This window comes from Acidithrix sp. C25, from assembly GCF_904848545.2.
On the sequence record NZ_CAJHCI020000007.1, the window covers coordinates 772822 to 793703 of the forward strand.

The window sequence follows — 20882 nt, forward strand, 5'->3', positions numbered from 1 at the left end:
AGGAGTATCATGACAGAACCGGAAATTAGCCTTAGCCCCTTGGCTCAAAGTATTGCAACTTTTTTGGCGGAATCAGGATGGGGTATAGAAAGTCAAGATGGTCTTTTGACATGTCTTGGCGGAATCACCACAGACACTCTTGAACTGGGTTATATAGCCACCTTGGCCCCTGACAGCGATCAGATTTTAGTATCCGTTGTCTTCGAGCTTGAGGTCGATGAGACTTTCAAGATGGAGCTGTTGCTCTTGTTGAATGAGATCAATAAGGGTGTGATTCCGGGTTCGGCATCTTATCACTTTGATGACTCGATGGTTGAACTCTGCTCGAGCCTTATCGTTGGCGGTATTGATAATCTAGATGACGCTCAAATTGAAGAGATTGCGATTGAGTCATTCGCTCAGGTTCATGAGATCTTAATTGGTGTAGCGCTTGCGGCTCACATGTCAATAGGCGAATTGGTGAGCGGGGTTGGCGTTGAGTCAGCATTTTCGACCTTCACAAACGCGATTGACACTTTTATCGCCGCTCTGGATTTGGAGTTGGACGAAGAGGAGTAATTTCCAGGTAGAGATAGAAGTTTTTTTAACTTGTGCTTTTGGGATTATCTTGGTTTAAGGACTAAATTGAGATATTGAGCTTGTGTGCCATAGGGTTTTTGAGTGACATATCGCCAGATTCATGGCTTTTCGGCCTTGGTGAAATTGGCTCGGCGCATTTTTGCTTAGATAGAGATTTATAAAGATAGGGTTCAATGTTTATTAGAGGTAATCGCAATAGTTCGATCTTTTCTCGTAAGAGACTTATGGTTGGGGGCGTTTTTGGCGCACTAGCGATCACTGCATCAGCCTGTAATGTGACTCCATATGCCGCTTCGGTAGGATCGAGCTATATCTCTGTATCCTCATTAAATTCAGAGTTGGCATCTTTAGCTGCTAACAAGACTTTTGTATCGAAATTAACAGCCCAAGAACCAGTATTTGCATCTAACAGTGCAGGTTCAAAGGTTTTTTCGACCAAATTTGTTGATCAAGTCCTCAATCGAAGAATCTCCGTCGATCTCATTTCCCAAGCTGTAGCTAAGTTGGGATTGCATATTTCTCCCTCGGAGATGACAGTCGCGAAAGCGACAGCAGTTGGATCATATGGTGGCACCGCTATATTTGACCAGTTTCCTAAGTCGTATCAGGCCATCTTGACTTCAGATACCGCAGATATTACGGTTTTAGAGGCCTATATAACCAAGGCGAATATCTCGATTCCTGCACTTCGCTCCTATTATCAGGCAAATCCAACTCAATTTGATCAGATCTGCGCTGCTCACATTTTGGTACCGACCCTAGCTAAAGCACAATCCCTCCTAAGCCAACTTAGGGCTGGAGCGAGCTTTGTGACTCTAGCTCGGAGCAATTCAACTGATACGAATACCGCTCCTAACGGCGGCTATATTGGCTGTGGGCTCGACGCCAACTTTGCAAGTGCCTTTGGTAGCGCATTTGCCAGTGAAGTGGCCACGGGGGTTCCAAACCAGGCGCTAACTCCAGTGGCGCTCGGTTCTAGTTATTCCATTCCGATGGTCGTTTCGAGGACGCAAATTAGTTTTACCAACTCGATAGCAAATATCGTCTCTGATAAGTTTGGAGCGAATGGGAGCGCGAGCCTAAATGCTTTCATAGCTGGCGAGGCTAAGGGGGCTAACGTGAATGTGAACCCTGCTTATGGAACCTTCAGTATAAATACTTCAAATTCCGCCGTAAACCCTCCTGCGTTGCCCAAGCCATAAAGCCGACTCTGAAGTGCTATCTGAGCGATTGACTCTGAGTGATCGAGATTGCCACGAAAGGTCCCCGAATAGGTGGTAGGTGGATTGAGTTAGAGGGTGAGAGGGTGAGATGGTGAGATGGTCTAAGGATCCCTCTCTTTTTAACATCCAAAGATCAGCCTTTGTGTGGGTGCTAATTGCGCCATCGTCTTTTGATTGTCTTTGGCTAGGTTGAAATGCGTCTGGAGTTCTATGGGATCCCGTTATGGGAAGCCAATCGAAACGCTGTGGAAATTCTATTTTAGCAATAGCTCGACTAAGTGGCTCATGGTCAACTTCGATTGCGACTTTGGGGGCCGGATAATCAGGCGCCTTTAAATTTTTGACGATGCAATTATCCGGCTTCACCCGCTCAAGGCAGCACCTGATGACTAAGGGCTATTTCTATACGTGAAGAGATCAATCAGTAGTGATAGGCAATTTGACATCGGTCCTTTGTAAAAATACTTTTAGTATTGTTGAGACGATAGATCTTATGATTATCGATTCCTTTACCCTTACCCCTTACCCCTTACCCCTTACCCCTACCTCTTCAATTTGGCTGTGGTTTTTGAGCGTGCTGCTACGAGGCAGATTCAATGCCAGCAGTTTTTACCTGGAGCATTGTCGGCTTTCTCTTTTTGTGTAGCTATTTTTAGCTTATGGCACTGAGCAGACTGGAGATTCGTAGAATCATGGCTCAATCGATAAGTCGCACTTGAGCTACTAGGGTTTTTGGTTGTTGGCTGCGAAGTTGCTAAGTAGATTTACCTAGAATTTGGAGATTAAATGGCTTTCTTGACGATCGTCGGCATGGGCCCAGGTGCTGACTCTTATCTAACCCTTGGAGCCATGGCCGAGATTGCCTCGGGCGACCTTGTGGTGTTTAGAACAACCAATCATCCGAGTGCGGCTTCGGTGCTGGATAGCTTGGCTCAAAGTGCTTCGCCAGTTTTTTCCTTTGATCTTCTCTACGATCGATTTGATGACTTTGATACGATCTATGAGACTATGGCCAAGCTTATCGAGGGGCTTGTTCGTCAGCGTGTATCTATAGAGGATTTTGCTCAATCGGCGACTCTAATTCATGGAAAACTAGAGCTAGATGAGTTGAATAAGGTAGTCTTCGTAGTTCCAGGTTCGCCAAATGTAGCAGAGGCGAGTGTGCGCCATCTGTGTGAGATCTTCAAGGATTCTATTCAAGTTGAAGCCGGCGTATCGTTCTTGGACATTGCATTCTCTAGGCTGAATCGCGACCCGTTTGAATCACCTTTAACCTTGGTCGATTCTACAGAGTTTTTGGATCATTTCGATCGATACGCTGGAGATCTTTTGATAGGACAGGTGTGGTCTGAGATCATCGCTATGTCCATAGCGGACCTATTGGTTGGTGCTGATAAGGCCTATTCCATGACGTACCTATATCACTTGGGATTAGATGATGAGCTCGTCAGGGAGATTGGTCTCGCCGAGGTCTCCTCTTTGCCCTTTGACCATTTGACTTCACTTCTTCTGAATGACTTTACTGAATCTTCGGCGAGCGCTTTTACCTCACTTTTGGAGATAGTTCGTGAGCTAAGGGTAAAGTGTCCCTGGGATGCTAATCAGGACCACCAAAGTCTCTCCAAACATTTGGTCGAAGAGGCCTACGAAGTTGTGGATGCTATCGACAAGTTCTATTCAGAGACTTCCAACTCTGGCGCACTCGGAGATGAATTTCTCTCTGATCACCAGATCTATTGCGATGAATTTGGGACAGAACTTGGAGACTTGGTTGTGCAAGTATTCTTTCACGCAGTTATCGCTCAAGAGGGTGGCCTCTTTGACATGCGGTTTGTCCTTGATGCCATTCGCCAGAAGCTGATTCGCCGCCATCCTCACGTCTTTGGTGGTCTCAAGGTGGATGGAGCTAGCGAAGTTGCGAGCAATTGGGAGAAGATAAAACGGGAGGAAAAGCCAGACTCCTCTCCGATCGATGACATTCCATCGTCACTTCCTGGCCTTTTATATGCCGGCAAGGTAATACGAAAGGCGGGTGGTTTTGGCTTTGTGATACCTGAAATGCCGGAGTTGGTCCGCTCGATTCGATCTTTTGGCTCCTTGGAGGAATTTAGCGAAGCGGATCTCCTTGAACTTATATTTGAGATTGTTATGCTTTCCAAGGCGATGGGAGTTGACCTTGAGTCGGGCCTTAGGCTAAGGGCTCGCCAATTTGCAAGTCAGTTTTCAGGGGACGAGGCCGCTGAGTAGCTTTTGGAGGTGATTTGTAGCTCTTAAACCGGGCATTTTGGCTTTCTTTGGGCCTTGGCATTTTCTTTGTGGTTGCAAATGCAACAATAAGCCTATTTTACCAATTGATTCGAGGAGTTTTTTTGTACGGTTTCTAACTAGGCTAGAGGCAATTATCCTCCTTGTTATCTTTCGAACTCTATATCGGAGTTGGCCTTGGCTTGGTCGGTATTAGCTTTATGAACACAGTTGCAATTGATATCCGCGAGGTTCAACGTGGGATCAACGAAGTGAAAAGAGATTGTTAGGTATGACCATAATCAAAGACATTATTGGGAGAGAAGTTCTAGATTCTCGAGGCAACCCTACCGTTGAGGTTGAGGTCAGATTAGATAACGGCGTTCATGCTTTGGCGATTGTACCCTCGGGTGCATCAACGGGATCGCTTGAGGCTCTTGAACTGAGAGACGGCGATGATCGCTATCGAGGCAAAGGCGTACGTAGCGCGATCCAAAATGTCAATGAGGACTTAGCGGCGCTTTTGGTGGGTCGTTCGCCCTTTGATCAACGGGCGATAGATCAAGATATGATCGCCCTAGATGGTACCAAAAATAAAGATCGGCTTGGCGCTAATTCAATTTTGGGTGTTTCGTTGGCCGTGGCTCGAGCGGGAGCCATTTCTTTGGGCCAACCTCTCTATCGTTATCTTGGCGGCGTGAATGCCCATCTTTTGCCAACGCCAATGATGAATGTAATCAACGGGGGTGCCCATGCCGATAACTCTATTGATCTCCAAGAGTTTATGATTATGCCAATTGGCGCTCCGAACTTCGCTGAGGCTCTTAGGTGGGGTAGTCAGACCTACCACGTGCTAGCTTCCCTGTTGAAGGAGATGGGCCTATCGACCGGGGTTGGAGATGAGGGTGGTTTTGCACCAAACTTGAAGGCCAATACAGATGCGCTCTCTATCTTGGTTACCGCGATTGAGAAGGCGGGGTTTGAGCCAGGTGTTGACATAGCGCTTGCTCTAGATCCAGCAGCATCGGAGTTCTATGTCGATGGTTCATATCATCTCGATGGAGAGGGCCGCGTTCTCTCAAGTGCTGAGATGGTGGATTTTTGGGTAGATGCTGTCGATCGTTATCCGATCGTCTCGATCGAAGACGGTATGGCTGAAAATGACGCTCAGGGCTGGAAACTCTTAACGCAGCGTTTGGGGGACCGTATTCAGCTCGTTGGTGATGATCTTTTTGTTACTAATCCAGCTATTTTGGCTTCAGGAATCCAAGATGGGATCGCGAATTCGATCCTGATCAAACTAAATCAGATTGGCACTCTAACCGAAACTTTAGATACGGTTGAGCTTGCTAAGAGATCGGGCTACTCTTCGATTATCTCACACCGTTCAGGTGAGTCAGAGGACACCTTTATCGCAGATCTTGCGGTTGCTACAAATGCCGGTCAAATAAAGACTGGTGCGCCTGCTCGAAGCGACCGTGTGGCAAAGTACAACCAGCTTCTTCGCATTGAATCGGCACTAGGCGCTACTGCTCGCTTCGCAGGAGCATCTCGAGTAAAGAAGTAGCTTTGTGATCTTGCTCTAGTGCATTCCTCTCCAAGGAACGTGCTTATCGACCTTGTGATAACTCAGAGCTCGAGTTTATCAGTTTGATTTGGCCGATTGACACCTCTAGTCGCGGCCAAATCGACGTAGATGTGGACTGGATAATTACAACCATGGTATTGTTATCATGTGACTACTATCGACGCAAAGCCAAAGATTGTCAAGCCTTTTAGGGGCTATTTAATTTTGGTAGCTTCATCTATAGTTTTGGCGGGCATTTTGCTTTGGTCGCCTATCAATGCCTATTTTGTTGCGAAGACAAATCTCACGGCGACGAACACTCAGCTGGCCCAACTTCAACTTCGCCAGAGGCAACTTTTGGCCCAGATAAGTAAGTTGAATAGCCCAAATGAGATTGCCTACCTTGCGAAGGTAGATTTGAATATGGTCTACAGCGGGGCCAAGAGCCTCGCACCACTACCCTCCGGTAGCCCCAACGGTTAGAAATCGTCCCCTGAATTCTTTAGAGTCTTCTCTCTGTAAAATCGGCGATTCTCTGGATTTTCTCTATTGAATATCGATAACCTCCGGAATTTCCATTTTTGGACTGATAGCCTTTTGATTGCTTTGCATGAGTAGTTCGGATGAGAATTGAAATGCTAGAAATTCCATTCACTTTTTGGTGCGTGCGGATTTGGGATATTCATGGAATTGAAGAATATCTGCCATCTTAAAGTCTTACTGATCTTTCTCAGTGGGTGGTTTTGATTGATGGAAAGTGTATATGGGAGGGCTCTCTAACTTCGAATAAGTGGTGGCTATCCTATTTGCGTTTATTACCTCGCTTTAGCGATGCAACTTAGAACTTTGATTTATTGAATCTTTCAAGGAATCCATTTGAAACAAGAGGCCCGAAAAGGTGGTGTACCAGGCTTGGTGCATCAGAGTTGAAATACGGTTCGATTTTAGGGGAGTTTTATGAGTATTCTTGGTAACCGCGTATTGAGGAAAGAGGATCCGAAACTTCTTACCTCCGGGGGTGTTTATGTTAGCGATCTGAAATTTGATGGCATGCTCTATGCAGGATATGTGACTTCATCTATGGCTTTTGCCAAGATATTGACCATCGATGTTACCGAAGCCTTGGACCTAGAGGGCGTGGTAGCTGTCTTTGTAAACAGTGATCTAGAGATTCCACCTCCACCTCCACCTCGAATGTTTAATGCTGCAATGGCTCGAAAGTGGCTCGCTGACGATTACGTGCGCTATGCGGGCGATCCAATAGCATTGGTCGTTGCAACCTCGCAAGCCTTAGTAGAAGATGCTATTGAGCGCGTATTTGTTGAATTCGAGCCATTAGAAGCCGTTATTGATCCGCTTGTAGCACTGCGAGATGAGACCTTGCTCTTTCCAGAGGCGGGTACGAATATCGCAACCACATTTGCTGGTGACTTTTCCGATAAATTTTTTGACGACGCTGATGTTGTAGTTAGATCGAGTTTTGTCAATCAACGGCTCGCTCCAGCACCTCTTGAGGTGAGGGGTGCGCTTGCTCGGTGGCTCGAAGATGATCGCTGTGAGTTTTATATATCCACCCAGGTCCCCCACTCTCACAGGGACCAGGTTGCTGATGCCCTAGGGGTGGATAAAGAGATGGTAAGGGTGATCACTCCCGATGTAGGTGGAGGATTTGGCGCTAAAGGTACGGTTTACATTGAGGAGATTTTGATAGCCTGTGTCTCCCGTGTCTTGGGTAGGCCGATTCGTTGGGTCGAGACACGCAGCCAGTCCATGATGGGATTGGGCCACGGTAGGGCCCAGCACCAAAGAATCGAGCTTGGCGCTACACGGGAGGGCATTATAACTGGCTATCGCCTAGATGTAGTGCAGGATGCGGGCGCATATCCGATGGTGGGTGCATTCTTACCCTATCTGACCAAGGTTATGGGGACCGGCGTTTACCAGATTCCAAAGTATGAGTTCAATTCTGTTTCGGTCCTAACTAATACCACTCCGATCGTCTCCTACAGAGGTGCAGGACGCCCCGAAGCGACTGCTGCTATTGAGCGAGCAATAGATCTGTTGTCGAATGAGTTGGGGATGGATCCGGCAGAATTGCGGTTGAAGAACTTTATTAGGCCAGATCAATTTCCCTATCAAAGTGCAGCGGGATCAAATTACGACGTTGGCGACTACTCCTTAGCACTGGAAGTGCTCTTGGAGAGATCTGACTATAAGGGACTGAGGGAACTTCAGGCACGAAGAGTCGCGGATAAGGATCCAATTTTGTTGGGCCTTGGCCTTTCAACCTATGTAGAAGTCACTAATCCATTCCCCTCGGGTGAGTTTGCCCGGGTGGAGATACTAAAGGACGCAAAGGCGATCGTTTACACGGGGACTTCACCACACGGTCAGGGTCATGACACCTCGTGGTCGATGATTGTCTGTGAGACGCTGGGTATTGCTATGGAGGACATAGAAGTTGTGCATGGCGATACGGATCGAGTTGCACGAGGCGTTGGAACCTTTGGGTCGCGTTCGCTCCAGGTTGGAGGGAGCGCGGTACTAAATGCTAGCGAGGAGATTGCTGACAAAGCGCGGGAGTTGGCTGCGAGTTTACTGGAAGCTGATCCGGCTGACGTAGTCTTTGATGTCGCCGTAGGTGGTGCTTACATTATTGGTACCAAGACCAAAGCAGTCACATGGGCGAAACTATATGAAGCTTCGTCGACAAAGGGCATCGATCTCTTTGCGGAGGTGGACTTTAATCCTGATGGATCTACCTATCCCTTTGGTGCCCATTTGGCAGTTGTCGAGGTTGACAGTGAGACGGGCAAGGTGTCGATTTTACGCATGATAGCCGTGGACGATGCGGGCAGATTGCTAAATCCGCTACTTGCAGAGGGCCAAGTCCAAGGTGGTCTCGGCCAAGGAATTGCTCAGGCGCTTTTAGAGGAGGTCGCCTATGATGAATATGGAAATCCAACAACTTCTAACTTTAGCGATTATGGGGTAATCTCTGCCACCGAACTTCCACTCTTTGAAGTATTCCATACTCAAACCCCAACTCCGAGGAATCCCCTTGGAGCCAAGGGTATTGGGGAGTCCGGCACAATTGGATCGACTCCAGCCGTTTGGAACGCGGTAATCGATGCTCTTAGTGTGTTTGGGGTAACCACCATAGAGATGCCGACTACGCCAATGCGCGTATGGCAGGCAATCTCAACCGCTAAAAAAAATTAGTTGCGTTAAAACTTCTGATCCCCTAAAAAAATTAAATGGCCTGCTCTTCTTATGGGGGGAGAGAAAGCAGGCCTACAAACTTTGGGGGAAGTTGTATTAATTATAACTATCGGATTGGGAGTTTTATTCCTTTAGATCTAAAAGTTAAAGTTAGCACCTATCAAACGCCCAATATATGATTTTGATCCCAAGTTGATGGGGTTGATGACGCTAATATGCATGGTGTTTGAGTAATTTATGCGAAAATAACTTCAATGATTAGCCAATCAAGTGCCTATTGATAAGTGATGCCTTGGTGTCTTGAAGTTTGCAAGACTTTACCTTCGGATGAGATTTTATCTAAACCGCCACAGTTTTAGACTTATCCAATATGACCCAGCGCTTTCAGTGTTTTCGATTGATCTAGTTTGTCGTGAACTCCAAAGTTCGGCTCGGCCAGGGAGAGCCCTCGCCTTGTTATGATTTCGCGCAATAGAATGTAAAGATAGCAAGAGAATGGCCAGCCGATTTTGAAGTGGCTACGAGGTTAAATTTATAGACATGGACAAGCAGATCTCACAACGGAAGATTCCATGGCTTGCAAATGCGTTAGTCTCTAGCGTGATTTTGGTTATCGTGCTGGCGTCTGTTTTTCTGTTGACAAGCATTATTAATGGTTCGCCGACCAACAGTGTGGTTCGTACCTCTAAAGTTATGACGAGTACGACTGATCCTTCAAGTGCGCAGGTTGGTGCTGTGACGAATGTTTCGGTAAATGACTCTACGCCTCCGACGGGAAGTACTCTCATATCACTAAGTGGAAGTGGCACAAGATTATCGCGCCCGATCGATCTCTCTTTTTTATGGAGCGGTGTTTGGTCTGTGGATTGTATCGATACGACGACGTCTGCGAGTCTAAGCATCTCTTTGTCGATCATAAGTGCCACGAATGGTCAATCGATTACAACGACATCGCTTCTTAGTCGTCCCCTAAAAGTTGGTGGTATATCATCTGGAACTTTCTTGGGTAAGGCCGCAACTCTTGGTCGAATTTCCGTTTCATCAGGTTGCGACTGGTCGGTTTCCATCATTCGTAGCAAGGTCAAATAGTGATAGAATTCGCTAGTATTGCATATTCAACTTTCACATTTAAGTATTCCCATGGGTAAAAATAAACTGGATTACCCATGTCAAATTACCCAGGCCAAATTACCCAGGCCAAATTTGTAGTTCGATTGTTCGTCAAAATCGCCTGACAAGGATTGAGGTTCTAAATATCGATTTAAAGTAGTTGAATTGATCACAGATTTGCAAGTTTTACGAAATCTCATGGATAAAATCGATTGGTGATGCGGGAAATGTCGCGCAGATTGTGGTCAATCGCAAAGATATCAAAGTTTCATAAATTGCCTGCAGAAGACGTGCTTATGCCGTTGCGACAAGCTCAAGTTGTAGGCATATGTTTTCGTTTTTATATCAATCATTAAGAAGACGATTGAGGACATTCCATAATTCCAGCGGGCAACGTTGTGCCGATTATTGTAATTGTCGCAGCGCAAGTCCCACCCCCGATCGATCCAGTAGATGGGAATGATTGATTTCAATATCTCTATGGGAGTTGTCTATTGCGAATGATGCTAAATGCACATACCCGGTTTGTAGGTCGCGCTTATAATCTTTGGGATTGTATCTTTATCTTTGGGAAATTAAATCCCCGCATCTCTTGAGACGTTTGCGGAAGTTCTATGCCAGATGTGGGTTTGTTTTGGTCTTCATTTGGACCTGGTTCAACTTTTTAATGCCCGAACTATTTGAAGGTTTGTCTCATGTCCTGTGCTTAGAAAATTTTGATGGAATATGGCCATTTGAAGCGCGATCAGATCACGGTGCGATAGCAGTGAAATAAGAACTGGTCGATGCGTCATCATGGTTCATCGATGGCGCATGGTATTTTGGGTCGATTGGGTTGTCAAATCTCACGCGTCATTGGTCGTGATTTGAGAGAAGGTTAGTTCCATATAGTTGCAATGATCCAGCAACTATGAATTGCTAAAGGAGACATCCTATATCACCGGAAATGGGTGATATAGGAACATGGAATAGGTGGCTAAAACTTTTAGTTAGGCTACTACTTCTAGAAGTGGCGCTTTCTGATCAATCTGAAAGAACCTCGTGGGGATCGTCGAACAATCCTTGAGATTATAAAGAGCGGCGCCATCATTATTCCGAGAATAAACATGAAAGAGACGAGTTTGAAGAGTATGAAAGCTCCAGCAGTTGCCATTTGAAAGAAGAACATGAACCCAAGTATCAATGCGGCGACCCTAAGACCCGGATGACGGTTAGTTTGATGTCTGTGGTTGTGTGGTGGCCTTAGATCCAGATGCGATGACGTTGAGTATGACTGGGGTGTGGCGAAGTTGGAGCGGATATGAGAGCGCGCAGCGTCTCGCACTAATTCGGCTCCGCCGGGAATATCTTTGACGAGGGTCAGAAGGTCTGAAAAAGTTTTTGACGCAATCGCAACGTCTAGACGACCCCGCATTTCGTCGGTCGTTATAAACCCTTTTGCAAGGGCATCCGATAGGAAGTTTGTGACCTTATTTCTGTCCTGGTCACTCGCACGTAAAAAAAGTTCATCGCCCATGATTTGAATCTACCACCGAAACATAAAGATTGCCCAAAGGTTTATGAGAAGTTATCGGTGCGGGGTCCTCAAAATGAAGTTATCCATGAAAAATCTCCGCCTCTCAATCCATTCCTCAACTGTGATTGCAAAGATATCGTGGTCTTCCCATGCGCCGTTAATCTCAATATATCTAACAGCAATACCCTCATGTCTTATGCCCAATTTTGTTATAACTCCGTGACTTGGTTCATTTCGGGGAACTATGGAGATCGCGATTCTATGGAGACCTAGATCTTCAAATGCGAATTTGAAGATTACCGCTACCGCCTCAGGGATATATCCTTTGCCGGCGCGTTCTTTGTCGATCCAGTATCCGATGTTGGCTGTTTGCACTGGACCGCGTTGAATCCCAGAAAGATTTGCTTCACCGATAAAGTTGTCTTCAAGGAATACGCCAAAGGCATAGGCGCTGCCAAGGCGACTCTCCTGTTCCCGGGCGACGCAACGGGATTGATAGAGTCGCTTGCCGTTTGGGTCACCCCAACCCTCTGGGGGTAGCGGCTCCCATTGGGTAAGCCAATCACCGCATCGAACTCGTACTTCGTTCCACCTGTCGAAATCGGTGTCACGCAGGGGACGTAACATTATCCGACTTCCTCTCAAAATAATTGACATTGTAATCAGTTAAGGTTAGCTGAGTAGTTATCGTAAGATCCGACCTTTTACCTTTTCTTTTATTACTAATGACCGACATTTAGACGCGATTGCTAATAACCTTATGCAGCCAAAGGGAAATTTGATTTTTTTTCTTTGCCAAAAGAGCAAATCTCTTTGAAATGGTTTGTGAAGTGTGTCACTAAATGCTAGCTTTAGCTAGTTGACCTTAATCGGGAAAGGATTGTCGTGGAAGTTACCATGATTATCAACGGGTCCAGCGTCACCCGTGACGTCGAGCCAAGGACTTTGTTGGTACATTTCATACGAGACCAAGTGGGTCTCACCGGCACAAATGTAGGTTGTGATACCTCGTCTTGTGGGGCATGCACTGTGCATGTAAATGGCGAGTCGGTCAAGAGCTGCACAATGTTAGCGGTGCAGGCAGATGGAGCAGAGATCAAGACCATTGAAGGAATGGCAAGCCCTAGCGGTGAATTGCATCCGCTTCAAAGAGCTTTCCAGGAGAATCATGGTCTGCAATGTGGGTATTGTACCCCCGGTATGGTTATGGCCGCCTCTTCCTTCTTGGCCGAGAACCCACATCCAACCGAACAAGAGGTGCGCCACGGGCTGGAGGGAAATCTTTGTCGGTGTACGGGATATCACAATATAGTCAAGTCTGTGCTGGCTGCAGCAAATGAGACGGCGGAGGTCTAAATGACTGTTACTGAGCCCAAGACCTCTGGCGGTGTAATTGGAACTCGTATGCTTCGCAAGGAGGATCCAAGCCTTCTGACTGGTGAGTCAAAGTTTTCAGATGATCTTGTTATCCCAGGTGCACTCTATATTGCGCTTTTGAGAGCGACAGTGGCCCATGCTAGGATCGTCTCCATCGATACCTCAGCGGCAAAGAGCAGTGCTGGGGTGGTCGCAGTCTATACCTATGATGACCTCAAGGATGACTGGGCTGGACCGATGCCCTGTGCTTGGCCTGTAACGGCTGACATGAAGAACCCAGCGCATTTTCCTTTGGCAAATGGCAAAGTGAACTATGTAGGTGATGGAGTGGCCGTCGTCGTCGCCAACTCCAAGACTGCGGCGATCGATGCGATCGAGGCGATAGAGGTTGAATATGAGGAGCTGACTCCGGTGCTCGATCTCGAGGACTCGGTTTCGGATTCAACGGTTATCCATCAGGATCTAGCGACCAATTCGAGTTATTTATGGGAGCTAATTCCAAATAAGGATGCAGTGGACGAAGCGTTTTCTAATGCTGTTCATACCGTCAAAGAACGATATATTCAGCAACGACTGATCCCTGCAGCCATGGAACCTCGCTCCTTAGTGGTTGTTCCGGCTCCCTTTGGCGGCGACTTTACCGTATATACCTCCACTCAAATCCCACACATTTTGAAGGTTATGTTAGCGCTAACCTTGGGTATCTCTGAAACTAAGATCCGTGTCGTTGCGCCTAGTGTAGGCGGCGGCTTTGGCTCGAAGTTGAATGTCTATGCCGAAGAGGTTCTAGCACTAGCGATAGCTCGTAAGTTGCGTAAGCCGATTCGATGGACTGAGGAGCGTACCGAGAACGCTCTTGCTACGATTCATGGCCGAGGCCAGGTCCAAGACATTGAACTGGCTGCTGACGCAAATGGGAAGATTACTGCCGTCAGGGTTAATATCCTTGCTGATATGGGCGCTTATCTCCAGCTGGTAACCCCAGGAGTTCCACTCTTGGGTGCATTTTTGTATCATGGAGTCTACGACATCCCAAATTACTCCTTCTCCTGCACCGGAGTCTTTACCAATAAGACTCCAACCGATGCATATAGAGGCGCGGGTAGGCCTGAGGCAACTTATGCAATCGAGCGAGCGGTGGATGCCCTTGCTCGCAAGATGGGAGTCTCAGCGATTGAGCTTCGTCGAAGGAACTTTATTCCAAAGGAGGCTTTCCCTTATCCTTCTGCAGCTGGACTTACCTTCGATAGCGGCGACTATGCGGCGAACCTTGACAAGGCCCTTTCTATCTTGGATATAGAGCCCATCCTTGCGGAGAAGCAGGCAAGGATTGACGCTGGATCGACCAAGGTTTTAGGTGTCGGCCTCTCTTTCTTTGTAGAGATGTGTGGCCTTGCCCCAAGTAGGGTTTTGGCATCCTTGAACTACGGTGCGGGTGGCTGGGAAGCTGCCACAGTTCGCATCTTGCCCACATCGAAGGTTCAGGTTGTAACTGGAACTGCACCACATGGACAAGGTCATGAAACATCGTGGTCTATGATTGTTGCAGATAAGTTGGGTATTTCCCCTGATGACATCGAGGTGCTGCACTCTGACACTGCAATTGCTCCATATGGTATGGATACCTATGGATCGAGATCGTTATCTGTGGGTGGAAGTGCTATACATCTTGCAACCGAGAAGGTTTTGGATAAGGCGCGAGCAATTGCTGCCCATCAACTTGAAGTTTCAGCGGATGACCTTGAATACTCAAATGGCACATTTGCTGTGAAAGGTTCTCCAGAGAAGGCCTACCCACTTGCAGCAGCAGCCTTTGAGGCCTTTACCGCCCACAACCTCCCTGACGGAATGGAGCCCAATCTGGAGGCGTCGGTAACATGGGATCCACCTAACTTTACCTTCCCTTATGGTAGCCATTTTGCCGTTGTCGAGGTTGATACTGAGACTGGTAAGGTCGAGTTAGTTCGCTATTTAGCGGTGGACGATTGTGGAAATCGAATTAATCCACTGATCATTGAAGGTCAGATTCATGGAGGATTGGTTCAGGGCATCGCTCAGGCACTCTATGAAGAGGCATCTTATGATGCAGCTGGGAACCTTTTAACCTCCACATTGGCTGATTACCTTGTGCCATCTGCGACCGAGTTTCCGTTCTTTGAGCTGGATCATACGGTTACACCGAGCCCGACAAATCCGCTTGGAGTAAAGGGAATCGGTGAAGCTGGCGCTATCGCATCACCTCCAGCTATCATCAATGCGATCATTGATGCATTGAGCCATTTAGGTGTCAGTCATATTGATATGCCTGCATCTCCACAGCGAGTATGGGAGACCATTAATAATGCCGGAAAATGAATGGCAATTGCATATTTTTTGTAGTTATCAAACCAAAGAAGGGTTAAAAGGGTAATGTTTCCATCATCTTTTGACTACGTTCGAGCATCGTCGGTGGCTGAAGCCATATCGATTCTTGCGAACGAGGAGGATGCAAAGCTCTTAGCGGGCGGCCACTCACTCCTACCTCTAATGAAATTGCGCCTAGCGAGTCCGTCAAAGCTGGTTGATATTGGACGCATCTCCGAGTTGTCCTATATAGAGGATCGCGGCGAGTACGTGGCAGTAGGTGCTTTGACGAGACATCGGGACCTAGAGGTCTCGGCGGTGCTGGGCTCAAGCGTGCCTATGCTCTCTCACGTAGCATCTTTGGTTGGAGATCCATCGGTTCGTCACCGCGGTACTATCGGTGGCTCCGTAGCCCATGGCGATGGTGCTTCAGACCTTCCAGCAGCTGTATTAGCGCTAGATGCAACAATGGTTGCTCAGGGGCCAAATGGTACTCGAGAGATCCCGGCTTCGGAGTTTTTCTTGGGCTTTTTGGAGACGGCACTTGAAGAGGGCGAGATCTTGACTGAAATCAAGGTTCCTAAGATACATGGTGGATGGTCGTATCAGAAGTTCAACCGAAGGGCTCAGGATTGGGCTATTGTAGGAGTTGCAGCCGTAAGGAATGGATCGACGAAAGTTTCGTTGGTTAATATGGGTTCAATGCCGCTTCGTGCTTTAGCTACCGAGGCAGCTATGAACTCAGGTGCTTCAATCTCTGATGCCGCAGCCTTAGCTGCGGAGGGAATCGATCCCCCCGCAGACTTAAATGCTTCGGCGGATTATCGTCGGCACCTTGCTTCAGTTTTAGTAAAACGAGCCTTGGAAGAGGCAAGTTCAAGTTAATCATTCAAAGGAGTTTGATGGATCCAAAGACGCGTCAAAGCCATGACGATTTGGCGCAGTTGCCATCAATTTGTGAGCAGCTCTCGATAGAGTCGCCAAGTGCGCTCATTCGAGAGCTGCGCGATTGTGATTACATAGCCTCTGAATCTTTGGCCACCGCTATCTATTTGGCTCTTAGCCTTCGCCGTCCGCTTCTTTTGGAGGGTGAACCTGGTGTTGGAAAGACAGAGGTGGCCAAGAGTCTTTCTAGGCTGCTAGGTTCTCCACTGGTTCGCCTTCAGTGCTATGAAGGGATCGACGTATCCCAAGCACTCTATGAGTGGAACTACTCCAGGCAGCTTTTGCATCTACGTACCGTTGAAGTTTTATCAGACACCAATGGCCTGAAGGTGGATGAATCCATAGAGGACGATCTCTACAGCGAGAAGTTTTTGGTTCGCAGACCCCTTCTTCGGGCTCTAGATCCTATAGCAGCAGGGGACGAGTTGCCAACGGTTGGTGGCGCCACCTTGCCGGCAGTCCTATTGATCGACGAGCTTGACAGGGCTGACGATGAGTTCGAGGCGTTTTTGCTCGAAGCCCTCTCAGACTATGCGGCTACCATTCCCGAACTCGGCACAATCTTTGCTCCGGTCCCGCCGGTCGTGATTATCACCTCGAATAGGACACGTGATCTTCACGATGCACTAAAGAGACGATGTCTCTACCACTGGGTAGATCACCCTTCCTTTGAGACCGAAGTGTCGATCATCATGACACGCGTACCAGGAGCGGATCGCTTTTTAGCTTCTCAGGTCGCTATTTTGTCGGGTTCTCTTCGTGCGATGGGTTTATTTAAACCGCCAGGCGTCGCCGAATCTATCGATTGGCTCCGTTCGCTAATAGCACTAGGTGCAAGCGAGATAACAGAGTCAATCTTTGAGGCGTCACTTTCTGCGGTAGTCAAGTATAGAGAAGACGCGCAGAAAGTTAAAGAGGCAGATGTGTCGGCGTTAGTGCGGGCGGCGATTGCAAAATCAAGCTAACTCTTAAAGTTGGACTTAGCCCTGGTAACTAAGGTTTGAGATATGGCAAATACCTACGAGATAGTAGTGGGCTTCGGGGAACACCTTCGAGCAAATGAGGTTTTGGCTGATCCAGATTCTCTTTCTCTTTTTTTGAGAGGAATGGAACTGGTTGGAATAGATACCAGAGCAAAGGTATACGAGGTGGCACGCGTTACCTTGGTAAAGCGCGTTGAGGATTTGGCAAAGTTCGATCGAGCATTTGCCAAGTTCTTTGATGGTGGTATTTTCGATGACGATTCACTCTTTAGCGAGCCCCAAGTTCATGAGACGCTCTTTATAGATATCGCCAGTGATGAAGAAGACCAAAGCGATGAAACTCAAGATATTCCCGAAGATGAGAACCACGTAACATTGCGTTTTTCAGCCAAGGAGATACTTTCTAATAAGGATTTTGCTAAATGTACGCGAGTGGAGCTCGTGCAACTTTATGCGATGATGTCAATGATGCGATTCTCTGGATCTAAGCAGCGCTCCAGAAGGATGATTAGAGATCGCAGAGGCGGCCTCCTAGATCTCAAAGGAACCGTGTCCAAGGCAATTTCTCGATATGGCGAGCCTATAGAACGTGTTTATAAGACCAATGGAAAGCGATTTAGGCGCGTCGTTTTTATCTTGGATATCTCTGGATCTATGGATCCTTACGCCCGCGCGCTACTACGATTCGTGCATGCTTCAGTTTTGGCACGTAGCCGAATAGAGGTCTTTACCTTCAGCACCCGGCTGACTCGAATTACTCGTGAATTGACTTGGCGCGAACCGGACCAAGCTTTGAATGACGTATCAAAGCGCGTTGCAGATTTCTCAGGCGGTACTCGATTAGGTGAGACGATCGGCGAGTTTAATAACAACTATGGGGTGCGAGGAATGGCGAGGGGAGCCAACGTCGTAATACTCTCTGATGGCTGGGATCGAGGGGATCCAGATCATCTTGGTTTGGAGATGGCGAGGCTTCATAGGGTGGCACGTAAAGTTATTTGGGTTAATCCCCTAAAGGCTCATGAGGGATATGCACCCCTGGCTCGCGGAATGGCCGCAGCTCTACCCTATGTCGACGTCTTTGTAGAGGGGCATTCCCTGAATGCGCTAGCAAATTTGGTTAGGGTTTTAGATGCGCCATGATTTTGAAGGCCCTTGACCACTTTATCGATCGTTTTCGTGAATGAAGGGCGTCTCGTTGTGGCCTGCGTCCATCTATAAGAGAGCCGTCAAGTTCGGTAGGTTGATTTTTTATTTGAAAGGAGCATACATTGAGGGATGTCTTATCTGATTTGATCCGATGGCGTGCCCAGGGTAAAGCTGTAGCAATAGCGCGAGTAGTAGGTACCGAAGGGTCCAGTCCGCGTGAGCCTGGTGCCACCATGGCAATAAGCGATATAGGAGAAGTTTCAGGTTCGGTTTCTGGCGGTTGCGTCGAGGGAGCCGTGGTGATGGAGGCACTCGCGGCGATGGGTGTCACTAGCGTAGCCGTCGGCAATAATACTGTAATGGATGTGGATGCATCTGGTGTGCAGGCATGTCCAAGCGTATCGGTCTTTGGCTATTCAGATGATGAGGCGTTTGCTGTGGGTCTGACCTGCGGCGGTACTTTGCGAATCTTAATTGAACCCAATGTGGATCGACCATATGATCTAGTCGCTCGACTGTTGGATGAAAATACTCCATTTGTGCGTGCCACCGTGGTCTCAGGTATCGGTGCAGTTCCTGGGAATGATGCTCCTGTAGAGCTACAGATCTCCAGTGAAGGGTTGTCGGCCTTTGAAGTCTTTGGGGCGCTTCCTAGCGTTGGATCAACGCTGATAATTGTCGACGGTAAAGCCATTTATTCGAATTTAGAGAATGATACCCTTTCGGATGTAATCATTCGAGATAGTCAAGGTGCATTGGCGTCTGGCACGACCATGGTTCGTCATTACGGCAGAAATGGACAAGCAAAGCTCGAAGAGGTAGAGGTTCTCTTTGAGACCTTCGCTCCGCCACCTCGCATGATTATCTTTGGCGCCGTAGATTTTACTGCTGCCCTTGCTAGAGTTGGTAAGTTGTTGGGATATAGTGTTTCGGTTTGCGATGCTCGACCTATCTTCGCTACGCGTGTGAGGTTTGCGATGGCTGACGAGGTGGTCGTGGACTGGCCGGATAAGTATTTAGATCGGATTGGTGGCTCACTTGGACAAAGAGATGCTATCTGTGTACTTACCCATGATCCAAAGTTCGATGTACCAGCAATTGTCGGAGCTCTCAAGACTAAAGTGGGCTATATAGGTGCGATGGGGTCGAGAAGGACGCATCAAGAGCGCAGCAAACGCCTGATAGATGTAGGCGTAGATCCTGACGAACTTTCACGGGTAATGGGACCAATTGGGTTAGATATTGGGGCTAGGACGCCCGAGGAGACGGCTATTTCCATTGCTGGAGAGATAATTGCACTACGGACCAATAAGGTACCCGTCTCATTAGCGCTGGGCGAAGGTCCAATTCATCCTAGGAGCCGTTGACAATGGTTATGGCTGGGATCTTACTCTGTGGTGGATCTGGTTCTAGATATAGGGGAGATACCCATAAATTAGAGGCGCCGTTTCGGGGATCTACAGTCTTTGAGCATTCGCTGGCGGGGCTTCGGGGAGCATCTATAGAGCCAATTGCCGTGGTCTTTGGGGTGATTGATCTATCGCATTTACTGCATGAGGGCGAGGTTGCACTTCTGAATCCTAACCCCAATTTAGGGATGGCATCTTCTCTGGCGATTGGGCTAGCGTGGGCGAAGAGCCTCGAGGCGTCCGAGGTAATTGTTGGTTTGGGGGATCAACCTTTAATTGGTTCATCCCCATGGTTAACTCTTGCACATGCAGGCGAAACCTCGCCTATTATGGTAGCAACATATGAGGGAAGACGTCGTAACCCGGTTCGAATTTCCCGCGAGCTTTTCGACCTCATTCCGAGCCAGGGCGAGGTTGGAGCCAGGTCGCTATATTCGCAATTTTCGGAGCAATTGCTAGAGGTCGAATGTGTTGGCGAGCCGATTGATATTGATACAAAAGAGGAGTTGGATAGATGGAATTGGTAAATAAGTTTTCTGTAAATGTTCCAATAGAGCAAGCGTGGGCGCTTTTGACTGACGTAGAAAAGATAGCACCTTGTCTCCCGGGAGCTGCTCTCGAGGAGATTGATGGCGATGAATTTCGTGGATCAGTCAAGGTTAAGGTGGGACCTATTACTGCTGCCTACAAAGGAAAAGCATCTTTTATAGAGCTAAATAAAGAGACACATACAGCGGTTCTCAGGGCAGAAGGTCGAGACACTAAGGGTCAAGGTAACGCCTCGGCTACCGTAACGGCACAGCTGGATGGAGATGAGAATTCGACAAACGTTTCCGTTACGACAAATTTAGCAATAACTGGCAAGGTTGCTTCGTTCGGTAGAGGGGTCTTGGCTGATGTTTCAAACAAGCTTCTAAGTCAGTTCGTAGTATCGCTTGAGGCGCTGGTTGAAAACGATGGCAAAGAGGTACCTTCGGCAGAACCACAATCCTCGGACCCGGCTGCGTCTCCGGCCAAAGAGGCGGTCAGCTCCAACGACGATGAAAAGCCTCCAACCATAAAGAAGACCTTTGCACCTACTGAAACTGCTCCGGTAGACCTTTTGGGCGTCGCTGGATCGCCAATAATAAAGCGGGTCGTTCCGGCTGCAGTGGGCAGTTTGCTCTTTTTGATTATGATACTAATCCGCCGCTCAAGAAAGCGAAAAGGTTAAGT

The 20882-nt window shown here is 47.8% G+C and carries 17 protein-coding genes; 15 read left to right on the forward strand and 2 right to left on the reverse strand.

Annotated elements, in window-relative coordinates; translation table 11 throughout:
* Nucleotides 1-9 precede the first annotated feature (9 nt).
* From ACIDITHRIX25_RS84870 to ACIDITHRIX25_RS84900, 7 genes are all read left to right on the forward strand, one after another.
* Nucleotides 10-558 carry a YbjN domain-containing protein gene (locus ACIDITHRIX25_RS84870; protein ID WP_052605160.1) on the forward strand — a complete coding sequence of 183 codons (549 nt, stop codon included), beginning with the start codon at nt 10-12 and terminating at the stop codon, nt 556-558.
* A gap of 194 nt (nt 559-752) precedes the next feature.
* Nucleotides 753-1781 carry a peptidylprolyl isomerase gene (locus tag ACIDITHRIX25_RS84875; RefSeq protein ID WP_052605159.1) on the forward strand — a complete coding sequence of 343 codons (1029 nt, stop codon included), beginning with the start codon at nt 753-755 and terminating at the stop codon, nt 1779-1781.
* Nucleotides 1782-2588: 807 nt separating this feature from the next.
* Nucleotides 2589-4049, forward strand: a complete 1461-nt coding sequence (locus ACIDITHRIX25_RS84880; protein WP_052605157.1) for a MazG nucleotide pyrophosphohydrolase domain-containing protein — start codon at nt 2589-2591, stop codon at nt 4047-4049.
* Between the two features lie 289 nt (nt 4050-4338).
* Complete coding sequence (gene eno, locus ACIDITHRIX25_RS84885; RefSeq protein ID WP_201732089.1) at nt 4339-5613, forward strand: phosphopyruvate hydratase; 1275 nt, start codon at nt 4339-4341, stop codon at nt 5611-5613.
* 168 nt (nt 5614-5781) lie between these two features.
* Nucleotides 5782-6096, forward strand: coding sequence for a septum formation initiator family protein (locus ACIDITHRIX25_RS84890; protein ID WP_052605155.1), 315 nt, complete (start codon nt 5782-5784; stop codon nt 6094-6096).
* 474 nt (nt 6097-6570) lie between these two features.
* A complete protein-coding gene (locus ACIDITHRIX25_RS84895; RefSeq protein WP_201732090.1) occupies nt 6571-8835 on the forward strand; it encodes a xanthine dehydrogenase family protein molybdopterin-binding subunit in 2265 nt (754 codons plus the stop codon).
* Between the two features lie 540 nt (nt 8836-9375).
* A complete protein-coding gene (locus tag ACIDITHRIX25_RS84900) occupies nt 9376-9924 on the forward strand; it encodes a hypothetical protein (RefSeq protein WP_213333486.1) in 549 nt (182 codons plus the stop codon).
* Between the two features lie 1024 nt (nt 9925-10948).
* On the opposite strand, the gene ACIDITHRIX25_RS84905 is transcribed toward ACIDITHRIX25_RS84900, so the two are convergent.
* Complete coding sequence (locus tag ACIDITHRIX25_RS84905) at nt 10949-11461, reverse strand: DUF1707 SHOCT-like domain-containing protein (RefSeq protein ID WP_052605150.1); 513 nt, start codon at nt 11459-11461, stop codon at nt 10949-10951.
* A gap of 51 nt (nt 11462-11512) precedes the next feature.
* Entirely contained in the window at nt 11513-12088 is a 576-nt protein-coding gene (locus ACIDITHRIX25_RS84910; protein ID WP_052605149.1) for a GNAT family N-acetyltransferase, read from the reverse strand.
* Between the two features lie 270 nt (nt 12089-12358).
* Between ACIDITHRIX25_RS84910 and ACIDITHRIX25_RS84915 the strand changes: the two genes are divergently transcribed.
* From ACIDITHRIX25_RS84915 to ACIDITHRIX25_RS84950, 8 genes are all read left to right on the forward strand, one after another.
* Nucleotides 12359-12817 (forward strand): (2Fe-2S)-binding protein, encoded by a 459-nt coding sequence (locus ACIDITHRIX25_RS84915; RefSeq protein WP_052605191.1) that lies wholly within the window; start codon nt 12359-12361, stop codon nt 12815-12817.
* The gene (locus ACIDITHRIX25_RS84920) at nt 12818-15193 is read left to right on the forward strand and encodes a xanthine dehydrogenase family protein molybdopterin-binding subunit (protein WP_201732092.1); all 2376 of its coding nucleotides are present in this window, start codon (nt 12818-12820) and stop codon (nt 15191-15193) included.
* Between the two features lie 54 nt (nt 15194-15247).
* Complete coding sequence (locus ACIDITHRIX25_RS84925) at nt 15248-16066, forward strand: FAD binding domain-containing protein (RefSeq protein ID WP_052605147.1); 819 nt, start codon at nt 15248-15250, stop codon at nt 16064-16066.
* A 17-nt stretch (nt 16067-16083) separates the two neighbouring features.
* Complete coding sequence (locus tag ACIDITHRIX25_RS84930) at nt 16084-17091, forward strand: AAA family ATPase (protein ID WP_082058549.1); 1008 nt, start codon at nt 16084-16086, stop codon at nt 17089-17091.
* 42 nt (nt 17092-17133) lie between these two features.
* Nucleotides 17134-18252 carry a vWA domain-containing protein gene (locus ACIDITHRIX25_RS84935; RefSeq protein ID WP_201732093.1) on the forward strand — a complete coding sequence of 373 codons (1119 nt, stop codon included), beginning with the start codon at nt 17134-17136 and terminating at the stop codon, nt 18250-18252.
* A 128-nt stretch (nt 18253-18380) separates the two neighbouring features.
* Nucleotides 18381-19625: an XdhC family protein gene (locus tag ACIDITHRIX25_RS84940; RefSeq protein ID WP_052605145.1), complete on the forward strand. Its 1245-nt coding sequence runs from the start codon at nt 18381-18383 to the stop codon at nt 19623-19625.
* A 2-nt stretch (nt 19626-19627) separates the two neighbouring features.
* Nucleotides 19628-20194 carry a nucleotidyltransferase family protein gene (locus ACIDITHRIX25_RS84945; RefSeq protein WP_201732094.1) on the forward strand — a complete coding sequence of 189 codons (567 nt, stop codon included), beginning with the start codon at nt 19628-19630 and terminating at the stop codon, nt 20192-20194.
* The gene (locus tag ACIDITHRIX25_RS84950) at nt 20182-20880 is read left to right on the forward strand and encodes an SRPBCC family protein (RefSeq protein WP_201732095.1); all 699 of its coding nucleotides are present in this window, start codon (nt 20182-20184) and stop codon (nt 20878-20880) included. The genes ACIDITHRIX25_RS84945 and ACIDITHRIX25_RS84950 overlap by 13 nt, the downstream gene beginning before the upstream one ends.
* Nucleotides 20881-20882: the final 2 nt, after the last annotated feature.